The organism is Agromyces sp. NPDC056523, assembly GCF_042794545.1.
GTDB lineage: Bacteria > Actinomycetota > Actinomycetes > Actinomycetales > Microbacteriaceae > Agromyces.
The window spans coordinates 842,384-862,433 of sequence record NZ_JBHTTM010000001.1 but is presented as its reverse complement, the minus strand read 5'-3'; the positions used below and the strand labels follow the sequence as shown (position 1 = coordinate 862,433).

Below are 20,050 nucleotides of genomic sequence, written 5' to 3'. Positions count from 1 at the left end.
CTGGGTTAGCATCACTCCACCCCTGAACCCGGAGCCCCCGTGACCCCCACCCGACTCTCCGGCGGTCGCGGAGGCCGGCACCCCCGGTCGGCCCGGATCGCCCTTGCCGTCATCGCGGCCCTCGGCGTCGCCGCTGCCGTGTCGGCGTTCCACCAGCCGGTGCGCGAGCTCGACCCGACCGCCGAGCAGGCCTCGAGCGAGGTCGCCGGAACGGAGATCATCGGCATCCGCACCTTCGAGGCGCCCGCCGGCCTGCGGATCCACGCCGACCTCGAGTACGGCGTCGCCGACGACGGCACGCTCCTCACCCTCGACGTCTGCCGGCCGGCCGTCGACGACGCCATCGACGACGCGATGCCGACCGTCGTGTCCGTGCACGGCGGCAGCTGGGCGCGCGGCGACAAGGCGAACTCGGACTGGCGGAACGTGTGCCTCTGGCTCGCGAGCGAGGGCTTCGTCGCGGCTTCCGTCAACTACCGGCTCGTGCCCGACGCGCGATTCCCGGCTCAGGTCGACGACGTCGCGGCGGCCGTGGCGTGGCTGCGCGAGCCCGGCCAGGTCGAGCGGTTCGGCATCGATCCGGCGCGGATCGCGGCGTTCGGCGGTTCGGCGGGCGGACATCTCGCGTCGCTGCTCGGCACCGTCGGCGACGGCCCGCTCGACACCGGCTCGCGCGTCGCCGCCGTGGTCGAGCTGTCGGGACCGGTGGGCCTCGGCTCGGCCGAGCTCGATGCGGATGGCGCGTCCGACTGGCTGCGCGGAATCGTGGGCGAGTTCCTGGCGTGCGAACCCGGCGCGACCGACGTCAGCTGCCCGCAGGCGATCGAGGCGTCCGCGACGGCCCACGTCGACCCGAGCGACCCGCCCTTCTTCATCGGGCACGCCGCGGCCGAGGTCGTACCGCTGGCGCAGTCCGAGCGCCTGGCCGCGACTCTCCGGGCATCCGCCGTGCCGGCCGAGCTCGCGGTCGTCCCCGGCGACGCACACTCGATCGGCATCCTCGACGCGCCGCTGCGCGAGCGGGTGGCGGCGTTCCTGCACGCGCAGCTGGGCTGAGGCAAGCCCCCTCCACCGCGCGGACGCCGCGCCTAGTCTCGGCGCATGGGGGAAACGACGGATCGGGCTGCGCGCGGACCTCGACGCGACTCGCCCGCGCAGCTGTCACCGCCGGAGTGGCGCGTGGTCCTCACGCGCACCGCGCACGAGTTCCGCATCCACCAGTGCTGGGACCTCGCCGCCGCGCTCACCTACCATGCCGTGCTCTCGGTGTGCCCGGCGCTCCTCGCCGCCGCGGCCTTCCTCGGCCTGTTCGGCAGCGCCGAACCGATCGCGCGGGGGGCGCTCGGCGTCGTTGGCGATCTCGGTGGGGACGAGACCGTGGCCGCACTGACCGAGCCCATCTCGCAGTTGCTGAGCGCATCGCAGGCCGGCCTCGCGTTCCTCACCGGGTTCGCGGTCACGCTCTGGACCATCTCGGGCTACCTCGGCACCTTCGGTCGTGGCATGAACCGGATCCTCGGGGTGCCGGAGGGGCGGCCGTTCTGGAAGTCACGCCCGGTGATGCTCGCCGCGGCGGCCGTGATCACGGTGCTCGCGGCCGTGATCGTGGGCGCACTCATCGTGAGCGGCGCGGTCGCGGCATCCGTCGTGCGCTCGATCGGGTGGGACGACGACGTGGCACTGGTCTGGGACCTCGGCAAGCTGCCGGTGCTGGCGGGCCTCGCGGCGCTGATCGTCGCGATCCTCTACTGGGCCACTCCGAACGTGCGGCGGCCGAACCTGCGGTGGCTCTCGGTCGGCGCCGCCGTCGCCCTGGTCGCGTGGATGGTCACGACGGCGGCCTTCGCCGTGTACGTCTGGAACTACGCGAGCTACGACCGCACCTACGGCGTGCTCGGCGGCGTCGTCGCGTTCCTGCTGTGGCTGTGGCTGTCGAACCTCGCGGTCCTCGCCGGCGCCGTCCTCGACACCGAGGTCGAGCGCGCCCGCCAGCTGCGTGCCGGCATCGCGGCGCAGGAGCGGTTGAGGCTGCCGCTGCGCGACGACCGCCTCGTGCACGTCAACGAGCGGCAGCGGCGGCGGGACGTCCTCGCCTCCGCGCGCATGCTGCCCGACGCGGAGCCCGACGGTGCCGGTTGAGGCGGCGGACCGTTACCCCTGCGCAACACCGGTGCGGTTCGATGGGGGCATGGGCAGTGAACCGATCACCGTGTCGATACGGCGCGAGGTCGACCCCGACCGGATCGCCGAGGCGACCGTCTGGGTGCAGACGGGCATGAACCTCGCCAACCGGTACCCCGGCTTCCTCGGGTCGGGGTGGGTGCGCGCGGGCGAGGGCTCCGACGTGTGGCACATGCTGTACCGCTTCGTCGACGAGGCGTCGCTCGAGGCGTGGGAGCGCTCGCCCGAGCGGACCTGGTGGCTGGAGATGGGCAAGGGCTTCGTGCGTGCCGAGCGCTCGCGCCGACGCACCGGCATCGAGGGCTGGTTCGACGATCCGGCGACCGGCTCGGTGCCGGCGGTGACGGATGCCACGGGGTCGATGGCCATCGCGCTCCCGCCCGCGCCACCGCGATGGAAGCAGGCGGTCAGCATCTGGCTGGGCTTCTTCCCGGTGAACCTGGCGTTCTCGCTGCTCGTGGCGTTCGTGCCGGGGTGGGAGGGCGTGCCGCTGGCGCTGCGAGTGCTCGTGACGACCCTCGTGCTGACGCCGATCATGACGTACTGGGTGCTGCCGTGGGTGACGCGGATGCTGCGCGGCTGGCTGGTCCCGGCCGCATGAGCGGGCCCGGTCTGCTGCCGCCGGGTCGGCAGCTCGCGATCACGTGGTCGATCCCCGACGAGTTCGGCGGCATGACCGCGGCGATGTTCCGGCGCTCGGCCGCGTTCGCCCGGCTCGCGGGCGCCGAGGTCGACGTGCTCACCTTCGACGGGCGACCCGGCCATCCCGCGGTCCGGGCACGGCTCGCCGAGCGGGGCGAGCCGGCCGACGGGGTGCGCGTGCTGAACCTCTACGAGCGGCTGCGCACCGAGCCGGTGGTGCCCGGCGAGGTCGGCGTCGAGCCGGATGTCGCGGGGCTCGAGGACGTCGACGGGTCGGCCGTTCGCGAGACCGCCGCCGACGGATCGGCGAAGGTCGAGGTGTCCTCGCCGGACGGGCGGACGCTCGTCGCGCACCTGCGCGCCGACGGCTCGCTGGCCGTGCTCGACGAGCGCGCGCGACCGGAGCGCCCGAAGCGCCTGCTCACCGCCTTCGACGCCGACGGCCGCCCCGTGCGCCAGTGGCGGTCCGCGCGGGCGTGCTACGCCGACTGGATCGCCGAGGTCGCCGGAGACGGGGACGCCTTCGCGATCGTGGACAGCAAGACCGCGGCCGACTTCATGGCGCACGTCCGCCTGCCGCGCCTCGTGACGCTGCACGTGGTGCACAACGCCCACCTCGCCGCGCCCGGCGGCCCGATCGGGCCACTCCGCGAATCGCGAGCCGAGGTGCTCTCCCATCCCGAGCGGTTCGATGCGACCGTGTTCCTCACCGAACGGCAGCGAGCGGATGCCGCGACGCTCCTGGGCGCACCCGAGAACTTCGCCGTGGTGCCGAACCCGGCCGCGCGTCCGGACACACCCGTGACCGACCCCGTCGCCGACGATGCGGCGCGCGACCCGGCGTCGGCCGTCGTCGTGGCCGCGCTCACGGCGCGCAAGCGCATCGACCATGCGATCCGCGCGGTCGCCCTCGCCCGCGATCGCGGCCCGCAGGTGCAGCTCCACGTCGTCGGCGACGGACCGCTGGCCGAGGAGCTGCGCGATGTCGCACGCGAGGAGGGCGTGGCGGATGCGGTCGAGTTCGCCGGGCATCGCCCGGACGGCGCCGCCGCGTTCGACGAGGCATCCGTCGCCCTGCTCACCAGCACGTCCGAAGGCGCCCCGCTCGTCCTGCTCGAGGCGATGGGACGCGGCTGCATCCCGATCGCCTACGACATCGAGTACGGTCCGGCCGACGTCATCGAGCACGGTGTGAACGGGTTCCTCGTTCCGGCGGGCCAGGTGTGGGCGCTGGCCGGCACGATCGCGAGGGTGGCGCGGATGCCGTCCACGGAGCGCGTCGCGCTCCGTGAGGCCGCGCGCGCCACCGCCGCCCGGTTCGACGAGGCGAGCGTCGTGGCCCGTTGGGGCGAGGTCGAACGGGCGGCGGCCGAGCGCCATCGTGCGACATGGTCGTCGACCGAGTTGCCCGCCGAGCTCGAGCGCGTGCGGCTGCGGCGGCCGCGAGGGCGCCTCGGCGTGCGCCTGCGGCTCGGCGGCGTCCCCGACGGCGCGCGCGTCACGGTCGACCTCCGAACCAGGCGGACGGACGCGGTGCTGCGCCGTTCCGCGACGGCCGCGTCCGGGCGCGTGGGGTTCCGGTTGTCGCCCGCCGAGACCGAGTTGCTCTCCGGGAGCGGGGCGATCCTCCTCACCGTGCTCGTGGAGGCGCACGGCGCGCGGGTCACGCTCGACGCCGGCGACATCCGGCCCGATACGCGAACCCTGGTACGCCGCGTCGCGGGGCGCCTGCGCCCGCGGCGAGGGTGATCCGCGGTCAGGTCAGCGCGTGCCGCGGATCCGGCGCGACAGGGTGGCTGCGGCATCCCGCACGGCGTCGCTCGCCGTCTCGACGAGATCGGATGGCGACCCCTCGGCGAAGGTGACCGCGATGGCCGCGGCCGGCCAGCCGAGGTGGTCGACCACGGCGGCGCCGACGGACGCGAGGCCCTCGGTCACCTCGCCGTGCTCGGTCGCGACCCCGGTCGACCGGATCTCGGCGAGCACGGACTTCAACCGGGAGTACGTCCAGGGCGCCTCGTCGGCGGGCGACCGATGCCGCTCGCTGAAGGCGTCGCGGTCGGGGTACAGCGCGCGCAGCTGCGCGGCCGGGAGCTCGGCGAGCATCGCGCGCCCCGACGCCGTCAGGTGCGCGGGCAGGCGCACGCCGACGTCCGACACGAGCGACGGACGGCGCGGCGCGCGCTCCTCCACGAGGTAGAGCACGTCGCGTCCATGCAGCACGGCGAGGTGACCCGACTCGGCGAGCCGGTCGACGATCCCCGCGACCAACGGGCGGCCGAGTCGCGTGAGCGGCTGCTGCCGGCTGAAGCCGCTCGAGAGCTCGAAGGCCGCGACGCCGAGACCGTACCGGCGCTCCTCGGGCAGGTGGACGACGAACCCGCGCTCCTGCATCACGGCGAGCAGCTGGTAGGTGGTCGAGCGCGGCAGCCCGAGCGCCTGCGCGATCGATGCGGCCGGGACGGGCCCGCGCTGCGTCGCGAGGTGCGCGAGCATGCGCAGCGCCTGATCGACGGCCGGCACCTTCGACGTCTCGCTCGTCATCGGGCCTCCCTCCTCCGCATCGCCACCGTACGTCCGGTATCCCGGACGCCAGCGTAGCCCCGTCTGTTCCCGCGCGCGCTGACTCGGTGTGGAATCGGAGGCATGAGCACCATCGCGCCCTCGCCCACCCGGACCGCCGCGGCATCCGTCACCGTCGGCACCGGCCCGCTCGGCATCGATGACGTCGTCGCGGTCGCCCGATACGACGCCGAGGTCGTGCTCGACCCGGCCGCGCTCGACGAGGTTGCGCGCAGCCGCGCGATCATCGAGGGGCTCGCGGCCGATCCGCAACCGCACTACGGCATCTCGACCGGCTTCGGCGCGCTCGCGACCACGTTCATCGCCGAGGACCGCCGCGCGCAGCTGCAGGCGAGCCTCGTCCGCTCGCACGCCGCCGGCTCGGGGGCCGAGGTCGAGCGCGAGGTCGTGCGCGCCCTCATGCTGCTGCGCCTCTCGACGCTCATGACCGGCCGCACAGGCGTGCGACGCGAGACCGCGGAGACGTACGCGGCCATCCTCAACGCCGGGATCACGCCGGTGGTGCGCGAGTACGGCTCGCTCGGCTGCTCGGGCGACCTCGCGCCGCTCGCGCACTGCGCCCTCGTCGCGATGGGCGAGGGTGAGGTGCGAGTCTCGACCGGCTCGACCAACGGGGAAGGCGAGCTGACGGATGCCGCGACCACTCTCGCCGCCGCCGGCATCGCGCCGCTGCGCCTCGGCGAGAAGGAGGGCCTCGCCCTCATCAACGGCACGGACGGCATGCTCGGGATGCTCGCGCTCGCCATCGACGACCTGCGTCGCCTGCTCACGACCGCCGACGTCGCCGCCGCGATGAGCGTCGAGGGCCTCATGGGCACCGATGCGGTGTTCGCCGAGGACCTCCACGCGCTCCGGCCGCAGCGCGGCCAGGCGGCGTCCGCCGCGAACCTGCGCGCCCTCCTCGCCGATTCGCCGATCGTCGCGAGCCACAAGGGACCCGAGTGCACGCGCGTGCAGGACGCCTACTCGCTGCGATGCGCCCCGCAGGTGCACGGCGCCGCGCGCGACACGGTCGCGCACGCGGCATCCGTCGCCGACGCCGAGTTCGCCAGTGCGGTCGACAACCCGGTGCTCACGCTCGACGGCCGCGTCGAGTCGAACGGCAACTTCCACGGGGCGCCCGTCGCGTACGTGCTCGACTTCCTCGCGATCGCAGTGGCGGATGTCGCGTCGATGAGCGAGCGGCGCACCGACCGGTTCCTCGACAAGGCCCGCAACCAGGGGCTTCCGCCGTTCCTCGCGCACGAGGTCGGCGTCGACTCCGGGCTCATGATCGCGCAGTACACGGCGGCCGGCATCGTGTCGGAGCTCAAGCGCCTGGCGGTGCCCGCATCGGTCGACTCCATCCCCTCGTCGGCGATGCAGGAGGACCACGTCTCGATGGGCTGGGCGGCCGCGCGCAAGCTGCGACGCGCCATCGACGGCCTCGCGCGCGTACTCGCGATCGAGGTCATGACGGCCTCGCGCGGGCTCGCGTTGCGCGCGCCGCTCGAGCCCGGTCCGGCGACCGGAGCCGTCGTGCGACTCGTCGCCGGCACGGGTTCCGTGCCCGGTGAGGACCGATTCCTGTCACCCGAGATCGAGGCGCTGGTCGAGGCGGTGGCGACCGGCGAGGTCGTTCGCCGCGCGTCATCCGTCGTCACGCTCGGCTGACCGGAGCCGCCCTGCGCCCCGAACGGGGGATCACCGGTTCGCCCGCTCGGGTTGTGGCTTCCCCCGTTGATCGGTCAGACTTGGGTGGTGCCGGCGTCGCTGCCGGACGCGATGGAAGCCCTATGTTCCCAGCCCGAGACATCGACGAACCAGACCCGTTCCGAGCGAAGCCCGTTCGGAGGCGCTCTGTCGCGATCGCTGCGGCCACAAGCGGCCTGCTCATCGCCCTCTGTTCGGTGACGCCCGCGTCGGCAGCCGAGACCGATCCGGTCGTCGCGACAACCGAGGCGGCCGAGCCCACGACCGAGCCTGCCCCGGCGCCCGAGCCTGCCCCGGCGCCCGAGCCCGCTCCGGCGCCCGAGCCCGCACCGGCACCCGAGCCCGCACCGGCACCCGAGCCGGCACCGACTCCGACGCCCGAACCGACGCCGACGCCCACCCCGACTCCGGAACCGACGCCGACGCCGACCCCTGAGCCGACGCCGACGCCCACCCCGACTCCGGAACCCACGCCGACGCCGACCCCTGAGCCGACGCCCACGCCGACTCCTACTCCCACACCGACGCCCACGCAGTCGCCGACGCAGACGCCGATCGCGACGCCCGGCGTCGAGGCACCGTTCGTCCTTGTGGGCGACGGACCCGTCGCGCGCATGGTCACGACGACCTCGACGAGCTCCTCGGGAACGCAGGCGAGCTCGCTCACGGGTCTTCGCCTGAAGCTGCAGCAGGCGACGACCGAGCTGCGGAACGCGGAAGCGGCGCTCGAGTCCGCCCAGTCAACGGTCGTCGTCGCGCGCGCGGTCGCCGAGCGACTCGACGAGCGCGCAGCCGACGCCCGGCTCATGGCCGAAACCGCGGCAGGCGTCTACCTCGACGCCGTCGAAGGCGACGGTGCCGCGCTCTCGTCGATGAGCGCCGCATTCTCCGCCGGCAACGACCTGCTCGCCGGCCTCGGCGGCATGGAGCGCGTGCAGAAGCTCTCGGGCGACTCCAGTCGCCTGCGCGAGATCGCCGAGCTCCGCGACCTCGAGGCCGACGCGGCCGAGGAGCGCGCCGCCGCAGCGTGGGCCGCGGTCGACGCGGTCCCGATCGACCAGCTCCAGAATGCGGTCACCGAGGCCAAGGGCGCCGTCACGGCGGCGCGTGCCGAACTCAACGGTGCGCAGACCCGACTCGCCGCCGCCGACCGGGTCGCCGCGTTCGACAACCTGCCCTCCGACTCCGGCCAGCTCAGCGAGCAGGGCTGGGCCTCGCCCGTCGCGGGCAGCCTCAGCGACGGATACGGCCCGCGGCCGAACAAGCCGCTCGCGGGCGTGAACGAGTTCCACCGCGGCACCGACATCGCGGCCCAGTGCGGCACGGGCATCTTCGCGGCGACCGGCGGCGTGGTGGTCGCGGCCGGCCCGAACGGCACGTACGGCAACTGGGTGCTCATCGACCACGGTTCGGGCGTCTCGACCGGCTACGCGCACATCCGCGACGGCGGCATCCTCGTCAGCGTCGGCCAGCAGGTCGCCGCCGGCGACCTCATCGCCGCCGTCGGCAGCACGGGTGCCTCGACCGGATGCCACCTGCACTTCGAGGTGCGGATCGGCGGCACGGCGGTCGATGCGGTGCCGTTCATGGCGGCCCGCGGCGTGCAGCTGGGCTGAGCCCGCGCCGTCGGATCCAGGGGTGCCGGAGCGGCAGCATGACGGCGTGGCGAGGTATGCTCGCCACATGGCGGGTTCTCCGCGCCAGACCTCCTGATCGGCCGTCCACGCCGGCCGACGATGCGGGGGCAGAGGGGATGCGTGTCCTCGGAGAACGAGCGAGTGCCGATGGGATCCCGGGTCTGACGCCCCGAGACCTCCCCGTCCCGTTACCGGCGGGCCTCGGTCGCGTGGAGTCCAGGCCCAGCGCCGGTCGGAGGACACGACATGACCACTCGCAAGCACCTCAAGCAACTCGTGCGCGAACGCATGCGCAAGACGGGCGAGCGCTACACCGTCGCTCGACGCCACATCGCGGAGTCCGACTCGTCCTGGGAGTTCCGCGGCGGGCTCGACGGCGACACGGCCGCGCTGACCAACGTGCTGGCCAACCTCGGCGTGGTGGCTCCACACACCGGTGAGCCGCTCACCGAGGCCATGGTCCTCGGCGTCGGCGGCGGCCTCGGCGCAGGCTACATCCTGTGGGAGTTCGACTCGCACCCGCTGCGCTCGCGCGTGCTCACCCTCGGCTTCCGGCGTCTCTGGCAGTACCCCGACCGGTGGGCGCGCGGGACCGCGGAACGGCTCGGCCTGCATGCCGACCAGCATGAGACCGGTGGCGGGAAGCGTGCGGCGGCCGAGCTCGACGCGCAGCTCGAGCGGGGCCTGCCGGCGATCGCCTGGATCGACCCGTACACGCTCGGGCACCGTGGAGAACCGGAGTGGCTCGACGGCTACGGCGGGCCGCCGGTGGTCGTCACCGAGCGCGTGGGCGACGCCTATGCGATCGACGATCGGTCGTCGTCCCGCATCCTCGTGCCGGCGGATCGCCTGGCTGCGGCCCGGGCTCGAGTCGGCTCCTATCGGAACCGGCTGATCACGATCGATCCGGAGCGCATCGACCTCGATCTGCGACCGGCGGTCGAGGAGGGCCTGCGGCTCCAGGTCGAGCACCTGAGCGAGCCATCCGACTCGTTCTCGCTGCCCGCGTGGCGCAAGTGGGCGCGCATGACCGGGGACACCCGCAACCCGAAGGGCTGGCCGAACGTGTTCGCCGACGGGCTCGGCGTGGGCAGCCTGCGCGCGTCGATCTACTCCGACGCGGCGCACGGCGCACATCTGCGCGGGCTCTACGCGGACTTCCTCGACGAGGCGGCCGAGCTGCTGGGACGGGACCTCGGAGCCGACGCCTGGAGGACCGCGGCCGAAGCATGGACGCCGATCGTCGATGCGGCGTTGCCGCCCGGCGATCCGCTGCGCTCGCTGATCGATGACGGCCTCGACCGCGCCGCCGCGCGCTGGGAGCTCCAGCGCGCCCGCGACCTCGCTCCGGACGTGCCGCCGCCGCTCGGCGAGCAGGTGATGGCGATGCACGAGGCCGAGGTCGCGGCGCTCGAGCGGCTCAGGGCGGCGCTCTGAGGCGGCTCGTCCGGTATCCCGGACGCCGCCCCCGCGACATCCATTGAGCGCAGCCGCGCGACGGTGTGGGATCGGAACATGACCACCGCTGCACCCACGACGACGACCGACACCGCCGCCGGTCCCCGCACCGTCCGCGCCGCGCGCGGCACCGAGCTCACCGCGAAGAGCTGGCAGACCGAGGCGCCGCTGCGCATGCTCATGAACAACCTCGACCCCGAGGTCGCCGAGCGCCCCGAGGACCTCATCGTCTACGGCGGCACCGGCAAGGCCGCCCGCAACTGGGAGGCGTACGACGCCATCGTCCGCACGCTCGAGGGCCTCGAGGCCGACGAGACGCTGCTCGTCCAGTCGGGCAAGCCGGTCGGCGTCTTCCGCACGCACGAGTGGGCGCCGCGCGTGCTCATCGCCAACTCGAACCTCGTCGGCGACTGGGCCACGTGGCCCGAGTTCCGCCGCCTCGAGCAGCTCGGCCTCACCATGTACGGCCAGATGACCGCCGGCTCGTGGATCTACATCGGCACGCAGGGCATCCTGCAGGGCACGTACGAGACCTTCGGCGCCATCGCGCGGTCCCGTTTCGGCGGCAGCCTCGCCGGAACGCTCACGCTCACGGCCGGCTGCGGCGGCATGGGCGGCGCACAGCCGCTGGCCGCCACGATGAACGAGGGCGTCGTGCTGATCGTCGACGTCGACGAGACGCGACTCCAGCGGCGCGTCGACCATGGCTACCTCGACGAGCTCACCGACGACCTCGATGAGGCGATCCGGCGCGTGCTCGCCGCGAAGGCGGCGCGCACCCCGCTCAGCGTCGGACTCGTCGGCAACGCCGCGACCGTGTTCCCCGAGCTGCTCGCGCGCGGCGTCGCGATCGACATCGTCACCGACCAGACCAGCGCGCACGACCCGCTGTCGTACCTGCCCGAGGGCGTGACGGTCGACGAGTGGCACGAGCTCGCGGCATCCGACCCCGAGGGCTTCACGACCCGGGCCCGCGAGAGCATGGCGAAGCACGTCGACGCCATGGCCGGCTTCCAGGACGCGGGCGCCGAGGTGTTCGACTACGGCAACTCGATCCGCCGCGAGGCGGAGCTCGGCGGGCTTGCGCACGACCGGGCCTTCGCGTTCCCCGGCTTCGTGCCCGCGTACATCCGGCCGCTGTTCGCCGAGGGCAAGGGACCGTTCCGCTGGGCGGCCCTGTCGGGCGACCCGGCCGACATCGCGGCGACCGACCGCGCCATCCTGGAGCTGTTCCCCGACGACCCGCACCTGCGCCGGTGGATCGAGCAGGCCGGTGAGAAGGTGCACTTCGAGGGGCTGCCCGCGCGCATCTGCTGGCTCGGCTACAAGGAGCGCCACCTCGCGGGCCTGAAGTTCAACGAGATGGTCGCGTCGGGCGAGCTCTCGGCCCCGGTCGTCATCGGTCGCGACCACCTCGACTCGGGCTCGGTCGCCTCGCCGTACCGCGAGACCGAGGCGATGGCAGACGGCTCCGACGCCATCGCCGACTGGCCGCTGCTCAACGCCCTCCTCAACACCGCGTCGGGCGCGACCTGGGTCTCGATCCACCACGGCGGCGGCGTCGGCATCGGGCGCTCCATCCACGCCGGCCAGGTCGTGGTCGCCGACGGCACCGACCTCGCGGCCGAGAAGATCGCGCGCGTGCTCGTGAACGACCCGGGCACCGGCGTCATGCGACACGTCGACGCGGGCTACGACCGCGCCGTCGAGGTGGCGCGCGAGCGCGGGCTGCACGTGCCCATGCTCGAGGGCTGACGGATGGCGCAGTCCGCCGCGTCGTCGCGGCTGCTCGTCACCGGCATCGGCGAGTTGGTCACGAACGATCCGCAGCCCGGCCGCGAGGGCGGTGCGCTCGGGATCGTGCGCGACGCCGCGTTGCTCGCGGAGGACGGCGTGATCACGTGGATCGGCCCGTCCGCAGAGGCGCCGCACATCGAGGCGCCCGGCGGCGGAGCGCACCCGCACCGCATCGAGGCGCTCGACGCGCGCGGACGTGCGGTCATCCCCGGCTTCGTCGACTCGCACACGCACCTCGTGTTCGGCGGCGACCGCGCCGAGGAGTTCGCGGCCCGGATGGCGGGACGCGCGTACGAGGCGGGCGGCATCCGCTCGACCGTGGCCGCGACCCGCGCGGCGTCCGACGACGAGCTGCGTGCGCGCCTCGCGGGCTTCGTCGCCGAGCTGCACCGCCAGGGCACGACGACGTTCGAGGTGAAGTCGGGCTACGGGCTGTCGGTGCGCGACGAGGAACGGCTCGTCCGCCTCGCGCGCGAGGTCACCGACGAGGTCACGTTCCTCGGCGCGCACGTCGTGCCATTCGAGTTCCGCGAGCCCGACGGGCCGGGCGCCGACGCCTACGTCGACCTCGTCGTCGGCGAGATGCTCGAGGCGTGCCGCCGCCATGCCCGGTGGGTCGACGCGTTCTGCGAGCGCGGCGCGTTCTCCGCCGAGCAGTCCCGTCGGGTGCTCGAAGCGGGCGCGGCCGCCGGTCTCGGCGTCCGCGTGCACGGCAACCAGCTCGGCGAGGGCGACGGGGTCCGCCTCGCGGTCGAGCTCGACGCGGCATCCGTCGACCACTGCACGTACCTGACCGACGCGGATGTCGCGGCCCTCGCCGGCTCGCGCACCGTCGCGACGCTCCTGCCGGGCGTCGAGTTCTCGACGCGGCAGCCCTACCCCGACGCGCGCCGGCTCATCGACGCCGGCGCGACGGTCGCGCTCGCGAGTGACTGCAACCCGGGGTCGAGCTTCACGAGCTCGATGCCGTTCTGCATCGCGGTCGCGGTGCGCGACATGGGCATGACGCCGGCCGAGGCCGTGTGGGCCTCGACGGCCGGCGGCGCCGCGGCGCTGCGGCGAACGGATGTGGGCGCGCTGCGTCCCGGCTCGCGCGCCGACCTGGTGCTGCTCGATGCGCCGAGCCACGTTCACCTCGCGTACCGTCCGGGCGTGCCGCTCATCGCGGAGACCTGGAAGGACGGCGCGCGCGTGGCGTAGCGCAGGCGCGCCGACCGTCGTCTGACCGCGCTCCCGCTGCGCGGCCGCGATCACTCGTCGTCGCTGCGGTGGAGCCGGCGGCGAGTGGCCAGCAGCGTGACATCCGGCCGCCCCGCCACGAGCCGCTCGGCGCGGTCGAGCACCTCGGTCACCCGGTCGGCGCCGGACGCCACGACGCCGACGCCGATCGCCGCCCGGCGATGCAGGTCCTGGTCGCCGACCTCGGCGACGGATGCCTCGGTGACCCGCCGCAGCTCGGCGAGGACCGGACGCAGCACCGCGCGCTTCTCCTTCAGCGAGTGCACGTCACCGAGCAGCAGGTCGAACTCGATCCACCCGATCCACACCTGCCCAGCCTCCCACGTCGCGCGATGGCGGCTTCGCTCGACCTGAGTGACGGGATGGCTGAGCCGCTTCGGCTGCCCATGAAGTGGCGCCGACCGTAGTCTGAGCAGGGTCCGTTGAAGTCGCGGTGCGCACACAAGGGGGAGAGCGACGAGATGAAACCACTTCGATACTCGATCAACGTCACGCTCGACGGCTGCGTCCATCACGAGGCAGGGCTCGCCCCTGATGAGGAGTCGATGCGCTACTGGACCGATGAGATGGAACGAGCCGATGCCCTGCTCTTCGGCCGGACGACCTACGAGATGATGGAGTCGGCGTGGCGGCAGCCGGCCACGGGCGCGTGGCCCGACTGGATGCGGGAGTGGGAGACGCCGTTCGCCGAGACCATCGACCGGACGAAGAAGTACGTCGTGTCGAGCACGCTGAACGCGGTCGATTGGAATGCCGAGCTGGTGCGAGGCGACCTGGGGCCAGCGGTCCGCCGGCTCAAGCAGGAACCAGGCGAGGGCCTGTTCGTGGGCGGCGTGACACTCCCCCTGGCCTTGGCCGATCTGGGACTGATCGACGAGTACGTGTTCGTCGTGCAGCCGGTCGTTGCCGGGCACGGGCCGACGTTGCTCGCCGGGCTCCGCGAGCGCATCCAGCTCGAGCTCGTGGATCGCCACGAGTTCCGATCGGGAGTGGTAGCCCAGCGCTACCGACCCACGAGCAGGAGCTCGACGTAACGACATCCTCGCGAGCATCACGGGCCGCCGACTCCACCCCCGCCGCCGCGACCGGCGATCGTTTCTGGTCGGCTCGTGTCAGTCCTGCCTCATGTGAGGCCACGCTCACGCGAGGGATCCGGAAACCATTCTCGGTCGACGGCCCAGCGCTCGGGCCTTTGGGTACCCTTGCGGGACCAGCGCCGCACGAGGGAGTCGCATGAGCATCGAGTCCATGCCGAGGAATGTCATCTGGGCCGGCATCGGCATCGGCGTGGTCGGCGGTGTGCTCGTCGCCACGGCACCGCTCGCGCTCTCGCTGTGGTGGATGCCGAATACCGAGGATTGGCTCTCGGCGGGCGCGGTGATGGAGACGCTCATCGTCGTCGCGCGCACACTCCTGGCGCCGTTCGGCGCGGCACTCGTCGCGGCCGGGCTCGTGATGCTCTACATCGACAAGCGGCTCCGCGGCGAGGCGATCGCCGATCGCCCGCGCCGGTGGCGGTTCCCGCCGCCCGAAGAGCAGCGGACGCCCTAGCGACGCACCTCGATCGCGGTCACGCCCGCGAAGTCGATCCAGGCGCGCTCGCCCGTGTCGACGAGCACGGCGAGCACGTGGTCGCACGTCGCGCAGCGCACGACGGTGCCGGCGCCGCTCACGTAGACCATCGCGCGGGCGAGCTCGGCGACGGTGCCGCAGGCCCGGCAGCGCCCCGTGGCGGTCGTGATGTCGAACGAGAAGAAGTCGGCGAGCGGGCCGGCGAGCGCGTTGCCGTCGAGGTGGCCGGTCATCACGTGCCTCCGTATCGTTCCGTGCGGATGGATCGGGGCTCGTGCCCGAGCTCGACGAGCCAGTCGGCGACCCGCTCGACGAACCCGGTCGAACCGCATACGAACACGCGCGGCCGTTCGGCCGCCGGAACGACCGCCGCCTCGAGCGCCTCGCGCGTGATGCGACCCGGCGGCGTCGGCCAGCCGTCGGGCGTGCGCCGCGTGTAGACGTGGTCCAGCTGCAAGGGGGCGGATGCCGCGGCGAGCGCGCGCCACTCGTCGGCGAAGTACACGTCGTCGGGGGTCCGCACCGAGTACAGCAGCCGGAACGGCGTGGTATCGCCGCTGTCGGCGTGCGCCTGCGCCATCGCATAGAGCGGCACGACTCCGGAACCGCCCGCGATGAGCTGCACGGGTCGGTCGTCGTCCGACTCCTCGGCGGGTCGCCAGACGAAGAACGCGCCGAGCGGCCCGTGCACCTCGAGCTGGTCTCCCGCCTGCAGCACATCCACCAGGAACGGCGACACCTCGCCGTCGGGCAGCCTGTCGACCGCGAGCACGACCCGCGTCGACGGCCCCGACGAGGCGATCGAGTACGACCGCGTCGCCGTGTAGCCGTCGGGCGCCGTCAGCCGCACGTCGAGGTGCTGGCCGGCCGCGTTGCCGGGCCATCCGTCGACGTCGAGCTCGATGCGGGCCGCGTTGGACGTCTCACGCCGTGTGGCCGCGACCGTCGCGACGTGCCATCCGGCCCGCGGCACCGCACGCAGCGCGGAACTCGGCGCGACCCCCGTCGAGGCGACCGGCGGCGCCGACCCGTCGGCGCTCACCAGTACCGCTCCTCCTTCCACGGGTCGCCCCGCAGGTGGTACCCGTTCTGCTCCCAGAAGCCGGGCTCGTCCTCGGCCATCATCGTGAGCCCGCGCACCCACTTGGCGCTCTTCCAGAAGTAGAGGTGCGGCACGAGCAGCCGCGCCGGGCCGCCGTGCTCGGGGTCGAGCGGTTCACCGTCGAACTCGAACGCGATCCACGCCTTGCCATCGAGCAGGTCCTCGAGCGGCACGTTCGTCGTGTACCCGCCGTAGCTGTGCGCCATCGTGTACTCGTAGTCCGTCTCGACGCCGTCGAAGAGCGTGTCGAGCGCGACCCCGCGCCATCCGGTGCCGAGCTTCGACCAGTGCGTGACGCAGTGGATGTCGGTCGTGACGTCCTCGATCGGCAGGGCCATGAGCTCGTCCCACGACCAGGTGTGATCGACGCCCGATTCGGTGCGGATCGTGAACGCCCAGTCCGCCGCGTCGATCTCGGGCGTCGGCCCCGCCGAGAGCACCGGGAAGTCGCCGACCAGGGTCTGGCCGGGCGGCAATCGGTCGTCTCGCTCGCGGCTGCGCCCCGTGAAACCCCTCGTGATGAACGACATGCCCGTCTCCTCCCGCTCGGATCGGACGCCGTCGAGATCGACGATAACGAGGAGGGGGCGTCATGTCACCACGTGCGGGGATACCGTTGGCTCATGCCGACCTTCTCGCCGGCGTCGGGTGCCGGGCCCTCCATGTCGGTGGACGCGCACCTCGAGCGCGTCCTCGCCGGAGTCGCGCCGCTCGGCAGGGTCGAGCAGGTGCCGCTGGCGGATGCCTCGGGGCGCCTGCTCGCGGCATCCGTCGACGCGCGCGTCGACCTTCCCGGGTTCGACAACTCGGCCATGGACGGCTACGCCGTTCGGCGAGCGGATGTCGCGACCGGGACGCCCCTGCACCCGGTCGTGCTCGACGTCGTGGCCGACGTGCCCGCCGGCTCGGATGCGGACCCGATCATCGGCCCGGGGCAGGCGGCGCGCATCATGACCGGCGCGCCGATCCCCGACGGCACCGACGCCGTCGTGCCGATCGAGCAGACGGATGGCGGGACCGCGCGGGTCTCGATCGGCGCCGTCCCGCAGGCAGGCCACCACATCCGCCACCGCGGCGAGGACCTCCACGCCGGCGACCGCCTGCTCGAGGCGGGCGTGGTGCTCGATGCACGTCGGATCGCGGCGGCGGCCGCGGCCGGACTCGCGGATCTGCCGGTCGCCGTGCCACCGCGCGTCGCGGTCGTCGCGACGGGCAGCGAACTGGTCGAACCGGGCGGGCCGCTCGCACGCGGTCGCATCCACGACTCGAACTCGCTCCTGCTCGCGGCGCTCGTCGCCGAGGCCGGCGGCGTCGTCTCCGAGCGGCTTCGGCTTCCCGACGATCCGGAGCTCCTGCGCGACTGGATCGGCGGACGCGAGCCGTGCGACCTCGTGGTCTTCGCCGGCGGCATCAGCGTGGGAGCACACGACGTGGTGCGGCACGTGCTCGCGGACCTCGGCACGGTGGACTTCGCGCGCGTCGCCATGCAGCCCGGCAAGCCGCAGGCGTTCGGCACCCTCCCCGGCGGGACACCCGTCTTCGGCCTGCCCGGCAACCCCGTGAGCGTCGCGGTGTCGTTCGAGGCGTTCGTGCGCCCCGCGCTCCAGCGCCTTCTCGGCCGCCATGACGTGCTGCGCCCGACCTGGCCGGTCGTCGTCGAGACTGGATGGCACTCCCCCGCCCGCCGCCGCCAGTACATGCCGATCGCGCTCACGGTCCGGCACGGCCGCGTGCTCGTGCATCCCGCCTCGCCCGGTGGCGCGGGCTCGCATCTCGCGGCCCGGCTCGCCGCGGCCGACGGGTTCGCGATCGTGCCCGAGCACGTCGTGGAGGTCGCCGCGGGCGACCTCGTCGAGGTGGTGGTCACGCGATGAGCTGGCTCGACGCCGTGATCCTCGCCGGCGGGCGGGCGGAACGGCTGGGCGGTGCGAGCAAGCCCGACCTCGTCGTCGGCGGCCGGCGCCTGCTCGAGACCGCGATCGCGGCGGCGCGCTCGGCGGGCTGCGAGCGCATCGTCGTCGTCGGTCCGCCGCAGCTCCAGGCCCACGGATGCCTCGTGGTGCGCGAGGAGCCGCCCTTCGGCGGGCCTGTGGCCGGCCTCGCCGCCGGTCTCGCCGCCCTCGCTGCCCCCGACCACCGAGGGGACGTCCTCGTCCTCGCCTCCGACCTCCCGCACGCCGAGGCGGCGGTTGCGAGACTCCTCGCCGCGCGCACCGCCGACCCCGGAACCGACGGCGTGTGCCTGGTCGACTCGTCCGGGCGATCGCAGTGGCTCACCGCGGTGTACTCGCGGGCGGCGCTCTCGCGCGCGTTCGACGCGCTCGCCGTACCCGACAGTGACCCCGCGCGACTTCACGGCGCGGCGATGCGGCGGCTCGCGGCATCCGTCGACCTCACCCTCGTCGCCGGCGAGGGCACGACCCGCGACATCGACACGTGGAGCGACCTCGCCGAGGCGCGCGCCCGGACAGGAGGGATCACGATGGCCGAACCCCAGCACCCCGAGGTGCTCGACGAGTGGGTCGCCGAGGCCGCACCGCTCGTCGGGATCGATCCGGCCGACGTGCCGATCGGGACCCTGCTCGAGCTCGCCCGCCGCGCGGCGCACGGCGTCGCACGCCCCGCGGCGCCCGTCACGACGTTCCTCCTCGGGCTCGCGGTCGGGTCGGGCAGATCGACGGAGGACCTCGACGCGCTCGCCGACCGGCTCGGTGCACTCGCCGAGCAGCGCGGATCCGGTGGCGGCGGCGCGGCGATGTGACGCCGACATCGGAGGTCGCACGATCGCGAGCGGCGCTTAGGGTGGGGGCATGAGCACGCTCGCGCTCGGCATGCCGTCGGTGCGACGGTCGCCGTCCGAGGCGCCGTCGGTCGACGGTCGCCCCGACGTGCCCGGGCTCGTCGACCGCTTCGGTCGCGTCGCGCACGACCTGCGCATCTCGATCACCTCGGCCTGCTCGCTGCGCTGCACCTACTGCATGCCTGCCGAGGGCTTGCCGGTGATCCCGCGCGACGAACTGCTCTCGCCGGCCGAGATCGCCCGGCTCGTCGGCATCGGCGTGGGGGAGCTCGGCATCCGCGAGGTGCGCTTCACGGGCGGCGAGCCGCTGACGCGACCCGACCTCGTCGAGATCGTGCGGCAGTCGGCGCTCGCGGCGCCCGGCACGCCGCTGTCGCTGACGACGAACGGCATCGGCCTCGGCCGCCGCGCGGAGGCCCTCCGCGACGCGGGCCTCTCCCGCGTGAACGTCTCGCTCGACACGCTCGATCGCGAGCACTTCACGCGCCTCACGCGTCGCGACCGGCTGCCCGCGGTGCTCGCCGGCATCGCGGGCGCGCTGCGCGCCGGCCTCGGACCCGTCAAGGTCAACGCCGTGCTCATGCGCGAGACGCTGCACGACGCACCCGAGCTGCTCGCGTGGGCGATCGAGCACGGCTGCCGCCTGCGCTTCATCGAACAGATGCCGCTCGATGCCGACGAGGCCTGGCGGCGCGACAACATGGTCGATGCGGCCGAGCTGCTCGACGAGCTCGGCGCCCGGTTCGCCCTCGAGCCGGTCGGCCGCGAGGATCCCGCGGCCCCCGCGGAGGAGTGGCTCGTCGACGGCGGACCCGACACGGTCGGGATCATCGCATCGGTCACGCGCCCGTTCTGCGGCGCGTGCGACCGCACCCGGCTCACCGCCGAGGGCTCGGTGCGCTCGTGCCTGTTCGGCGACGACGAGACCGACCTGCGCGCGCTGCTCCGTTCGGGCGCGTCCGACGCGGTGCTCGCCGCCCGCTGGCGCGCGGCGATGTGGGGCAAGAAGGCCGGGCACGGCATCGACGACCTCGATTTCGTGCGCCCGGTCCGATCGATGGGAGGCATCGGTGGGTGACACCGCGACCACGACCACGACCGTGCTCGTGCGCTACTTCGCCGCGGCCGCCGAGGCCGCGGGCGCCGAGGAGGAGCGGCTCGTGCTCGACGGCCAGGAGGCGCCGACCGTCGGGGCGCTGCGCGACCTGCTCGTGGCCCGCTACGGACCGGCGATGGCGCGCGTCGTCGCCAACGGCTCGTTCCTCGTCGATGGGATCGTGCGCCGCGATCCAGCCGCCGCGATCGGCGCCCAGGTCGACGTCCTCCCGCCCTTCGCCGGCGGCTGAG

20 protein-coding genes are annotated in these 20,050 nt (G+C 73.6%); 15 read left to right on the top strand and 5 right to left on the bottom strand.

Annotation, left to right across the window (positions count from 1 at the left end; all coding sequences use genetic code 11):
- The first annotated feature begins 39 nt into the window (after positions 1-39).
- Genes ACFQ58_RS04220 through ACFQ58_RS04205 form a run of 4 tightly spaced genes read left to right on the top strand, consistent with a single transcriptional unit; the run spans position 40 to position 4,572 of the window.
- Positions 40-1,056: an alpha/beta hydrolase fold domain-containing protein gene (locus tag ACFQ58_RS04220; protein ID WP_376949799.1), complete on the top strand. Its 1,017-nt coding sequence runs from the start codon at positions 40-42 to the stop codon at positions 1,054-1,056.
- Positions 1,057-1,101: 45 nt separating this feature from the next.
- Positions 1,102-2,139, top strand: coding sequence for a YihY/virulence factor BrkB family protein (locus tag ACFQ58_RS04215; RefSeq protein WP_376949798.1), 1,038 nt, complete (start codon positions 1,102-1,104; stop codon positions 2,137-2,139).
- 49 nt (positions 2,140-2,188) lie between these two features.
- The gene (locus ACFQ58_RS04210) at positions 2,189-2,782 is read left to right on the top strand and encodes an antibiotic biosynthesis monooxygenase (protein WP_376949797.1); all 594 of its coding nucleotides are present in this window, start codon (positions 2,189-2,191) and stop codon (positions 2,780-2,782) included.
- Positions 2,779-4,572, top strand: coding sequence for a glycosyltransferase (locus ACFQ58_RS04205; RefSeq protein ID WP_376949796.1), 1,794 nt, complete (start codon positions 2,779-2,781; stop codon positions 4,570-4,572). The genes ACFQ58_RS04210 and ACFQ58_RS04205 overlap by 4 nt, the downstream gene beginning before the upstream one ends.
- Before the next feature lie 12 nt (positions 4,573-4,584).
- On the opposite strand, the gene ACFQ58_RS04200 is transcribed toward ACFQ58_RS04205, so the two are convergent.
- Positions 4,585-5,367, bottom strand: coding sequence for an IclR family transcriptional regulator (locus ACFQ58_RS04200; protein WP_376949795.1), 783 nt, complete (start codon positions 5,365-5,367; stop codon positions 4,585-4,587).
- 102 nt (positions 5,368-5,469) lie between these two features.
- On the opposite strand from ACFQ58_RS04200, the gene hutH reads away from it, so the two are divergent.
- From hutH to hutI, 5 genes are all read left to right on the top strand, one after another.
- Positions 5,470-7,059 carry a histidine ammonia-lyase gene (gene hutH, locus ACFQ58_RS04195; protein ID WP_376949794.1) on the top strand — a complete coding sequence of 530 codons (1,590 nt, stop codon included), beginning with the start codon at positions 5,470-5,472 and terminating at the stop codon, positions 7,057-7,059.
- A 236-nt stretch (positions 7,060-7,295) separates the two neighbouring features.
- Positions 7,296-8,714, top strand: coding sequence for a M23 family metallopeptidase (locus tag ACFQ58_RS04190; protein WP_376949793.1), 1,419 nt, complete (start codon positions 7,296-7,298; stop codon positions 8,712-8,714).
- A 267-nt stretch (positions 8,715-8,981) separates the two neighbouring features.
- Positions 8,982-10,172, top strand: a complete 1,191-nt coding sequence (locus ACFQ58_RS04185) for a BtrH N-terminal domain-containing protein (RefSeq protein WP_376949792.1) — start codon at positions 8,982-8,984, stop codon at positions 10,170-10,172.
- Between the two features lie 78 nt (positions 10,173-10,250).
- A complete protein-coding gene (gene hutU / locus ACFQ58_RS04180) occupies positions 10,251-11,948 on the top strand; it encodes a urocanate hydratase (RefSeq protein WP_376949791.1) in 1,698 nt (565 codons plus the stop codon).
- A gap of 3 nt (positions 11,949-11,951) precedes the next feature.
- On the top strand, positions 11,952-13,190 hold the full coding sequence (gene hutI / locus ACFQ58_RS04175) for an imidazolonepropionase (protein WP_376949790.1): 1,239 nt from the start codon (positions 11,952-11,954) through the stop codon (positions 13,188-13,190).
- A gap of 50 nt (positions 13,191-13,240) precedes the next feature.
- Here hutI and ACFQ58_RS04170 read toward each other — a convergent pair whose 3' ends face one another.
- Positions 13,241-13,537, bottom strand: coding sequence for a DUF503 domain-containing protein (locus ACFQ58_RS04170; RefSeq protein WP_376949789.1), 297 nt, complete (start codon positions 13,535-13,537; stop codon positions 13,241-13,243).
- 153 nt (positions 13,538-13,690) lie between these two features.
- Here ACFQ58_RS04170 and ACFQ58_RS04165 point away from each other — a divergent pair, with 153 nt between their 5' ends.
- Together ACFQ58_RS04165 and ACFQ58_RS04160 are read left to right on the top strand one after the other, a co-directional pair.
- Positions 13,691-14,263, top strand: a complete 573-nt coding sequence (locus ACFQ58_RS04165; RefSeq protein ID WP_376949788.1) for a dihydrofolate reductase family protein — start codon at positions 13,691-13,693, stop codon at positions 14,261-14,263.
- Positions 14,264-14,462: 199 nt separating this feature from the next.
- Positions 14,463-14,780 (top strand): hypothetical protein, encoded by a 318-nt coding sequence (locus ACFQ58_RS04160; RefSeq protein ID WP_376949787.1) that lies wholly within the window; start codon positions 14,463-14,465, stop codon positions 14,778-14,780.
- Here the strand turns inward: ACFQ58_RS04160 and ACFQ58_RS04155 are convergent.
- The 3 genes from ACFQ58_RS04155 to ACFQ58_RS04145 all read right to left on the bottom strand — a co-directional run bounded on the left by ACFQ58_RS04155 (position 14,777) and on the right by ACFQ58_RS04145 (position 16,433).
- The gene (locus ACFQ58_RS04155) at positions 14,777-15,034 is read right to left on the bottom strand and encodes a DUF6510 family protein (protein WP_376949786.1); all 258 of its coding nucleotides are present in this window, start codon (positions 15,032-15,034) and stop codon (positions 14,777-14,779) included. The two genes, ACFQ58_RS04160 and ACFQ58_RS04155, sit on opposite strands and share 4 nt — an antisense overlap.
- Positions 15,034-15,774: a ferredoxin reductase gene (locus ACFQ58_RS04150; protein WP_376950331.1), complete on the bottom strand. Its 741-nt coding sequence runs from the start codon at positions 15,772-15,774 to the stop codon at positions 15,034-15,036. The genes ACFQ58_RS04155 and ACFQ58_RS04150 overlap by 1 nt, the downstream gene beginning before the upstream one ends.
- 65 nt (positions 15,775-15,839) lie before the next feature.
- Positions 15,840-16,433 carry a sulfite oxidase-like oxidoreductase gene (locus ACFQ58_RS04145; protein ID WP_376949785.1) on the bottom strand — a complete coding sequence of 198 codons (594 nt, stop codon included), beginning with the start codon at positions 16,431-16,433 and terminating at the stop codon, positions 15,840-15,842.
- A 93-nt stretch (positions 16,434-16,526) separates the two neighbouring features.
- Here ACFQ58_RS04145 and glp point away from each other — a divergent pair, with 93 nt between their 5' ends.
- The 4 genes from glp to ACFQ58_RS04125 are packed head-to-tail and all read left to right on the top strand — an operon-like array spanning position 16,527 to position 20,049.
- Positions 16,527-17,777, top strand: a complete 1,251-nt coding sequence (gene glp, locus ACFQ58_RS04140; RefSeq protein ID WP_376949784.1) for a gephyrin-like molybdotransferase Glp — start codon at positions 16,527-16,529, stop codon at positions 17,775-17,777.
- The gene (locus ACFQ58_RS04135) at positions 17,774-18,664 is read left to right on the top strand and encodes an NTP transferase domain-containing protein (protein ID WP_376949783.1); all 891 of its coding nucleotides are present in this window, start codon (positions 17,774-17,776) and stop codon (positions 18,662-18,664) included. The genes glp and ACFQ58_RS04135 overlap by 4 nt, the downstream gene beginning before the upstream one ends.
- A gap of 49 nt (positions 18,665-18,713) precedes the next feature.
- The gene (moaA, locus tag ACFQ58_RS04130; RefSeq protein WP_376949782.1) at positions 18,714-19,781 is read left to right on the top strand and encodes a GTP 3',8-cyclase MoaA; all 1,068 of its coding nucleotides are present in this window, start codon (positions 18,714-18,716) and stop codon (positions 19,779-19,781) included.
- The gene (locus ACFQ58_RS04125) at positions 19,774-20,049 is read left to right on the top strand and encodes a MoaD/ThiS family protein (RefSeq protein WP_376949781.1); all 276 of its coding nucleotides are present in this window, start codon (positions 19,774-19,776) and stop codon (positions 20,047-20,049) included. The genes moaA and ACFQ58_RS04125 overlap by 8 nt, the downstream gene beginning before the upstream one ends.
- Position 20,050 lies beyond the last annotated feature (1 nt).

What these genes read in the sequence shown, in the direction of transcription:
- ACFQ58_RS04160 (WP_376949787.1), top strand. Translation starts at nt 14,463, where the DNA reads ATGAGCATCGAGTCCATGCCGAGGAATGTCATCTGGGCCGGCATCGGC.
- ACFQ58_RS04165 (WP_376949788.1), top strand. Translation starts at nt 13,691, where the DNA reads ATGAAACCACTTCGATACTCGATCAACGTCACGCTCGACGGCTGCGTC.
- glp (WP_376949784.1), top strand. Translation starts at nt 16,527, where the DNA reads ATGCCGACCTTCTCGCCGGCGTCGGGTGCCGGGCCCTCCATGTCGGTG.
- hutI (WP_376949790.1), top strand. Translation starts at nt 11,952, where the DNA reads ATGGCGCAGTCCGCCGCGTCGTCGCGGCTGCTCGTCACCGGCATCGGC.
- ACFQ58_RS04210 (WP_376949797.1), top strand. Translation starts at nt 2,189, where the DNA reads ATGGGCAGTGAACCGATCACCGTGTCGATACGGCGCGAGGTCGACCCC.
- ACFQ58_RS04215 (WP_376949798.1), top strand. Translation starts at nt 1,102, where the DNA reads ATGGGGGAAACGACGGATCGGGCTGCGCGCGGACCTCGACGCGACTCG.
- ACFQ58_RS04185 (WP_376949792.1), top strand. Translation starts at nt 8,982, where the DNA reads ATGACCACTCGCAAGCACCTCAAGCAACTCGTGCGCGAACGCATGCGC.
- ACFQ58_RS04200 (WP_376949795.1), bottom strand. Translation starts at nt 5,367, where the DNA reads ATGACGAGCGAGACGTCGAAGGTGCCGGCCGTCGATCAGGCGCTGCGC.
- ACFQ58_RS04205 (WP_376949796.1), top strand. Translation starts at nt 2,779, where the DNA reads ATGAGCGGGCCCGGTCTGCTGCCGCCGGGTCGGCAGCTCGCGATCACG.
- ACFQ58_RS04135 (WP_376949783.1), top strand. Translation starts at nt 17,774, where the DNA reads ATGAGCTGGCTCGACGCCGTGATCCTCGCCGGCGGGCGGGCGGAACGG.
- hutU (WP_376949791.1), top strand. Translation starts at nt 10,251, where the DNA reads ATGACCACCGCTGCACCCACGACGACGACCGACACCGCCGCCGGTCCC.
- moaA (WP_376949782.1), top strand. Translation starts at nt 18,714, where the DNA reads ATGAGCACGCTCGCGCTCGGCATGCCGTCGGTGCGACGGTCGCCGTCC.
- ACFQ58_RS04145 (WP_376949785.1), bottom strand. Translation starts at nt 16,433, where the DNA reads ATGTCGTTCATCACGAGGGGTTTCACGGGGCGCAGCCGCGAGCGAGAC.
- ACFQ58_RS04155 (WP_376949786.1), bottom strand. Translation starts at nt 15,034, where the DNA reads ATGACCGGCCACCTCGACGGCAACGCGCTCGCCGGCCCGCTCGCCGAC.
- hutH (WP_376949794.1), top strand. Translation starts at nt 5,470, where the DNA reads ATGAGCACCATCGCGCCCTCGCCCACCCGGACCGCCGCGGCATCCGTC.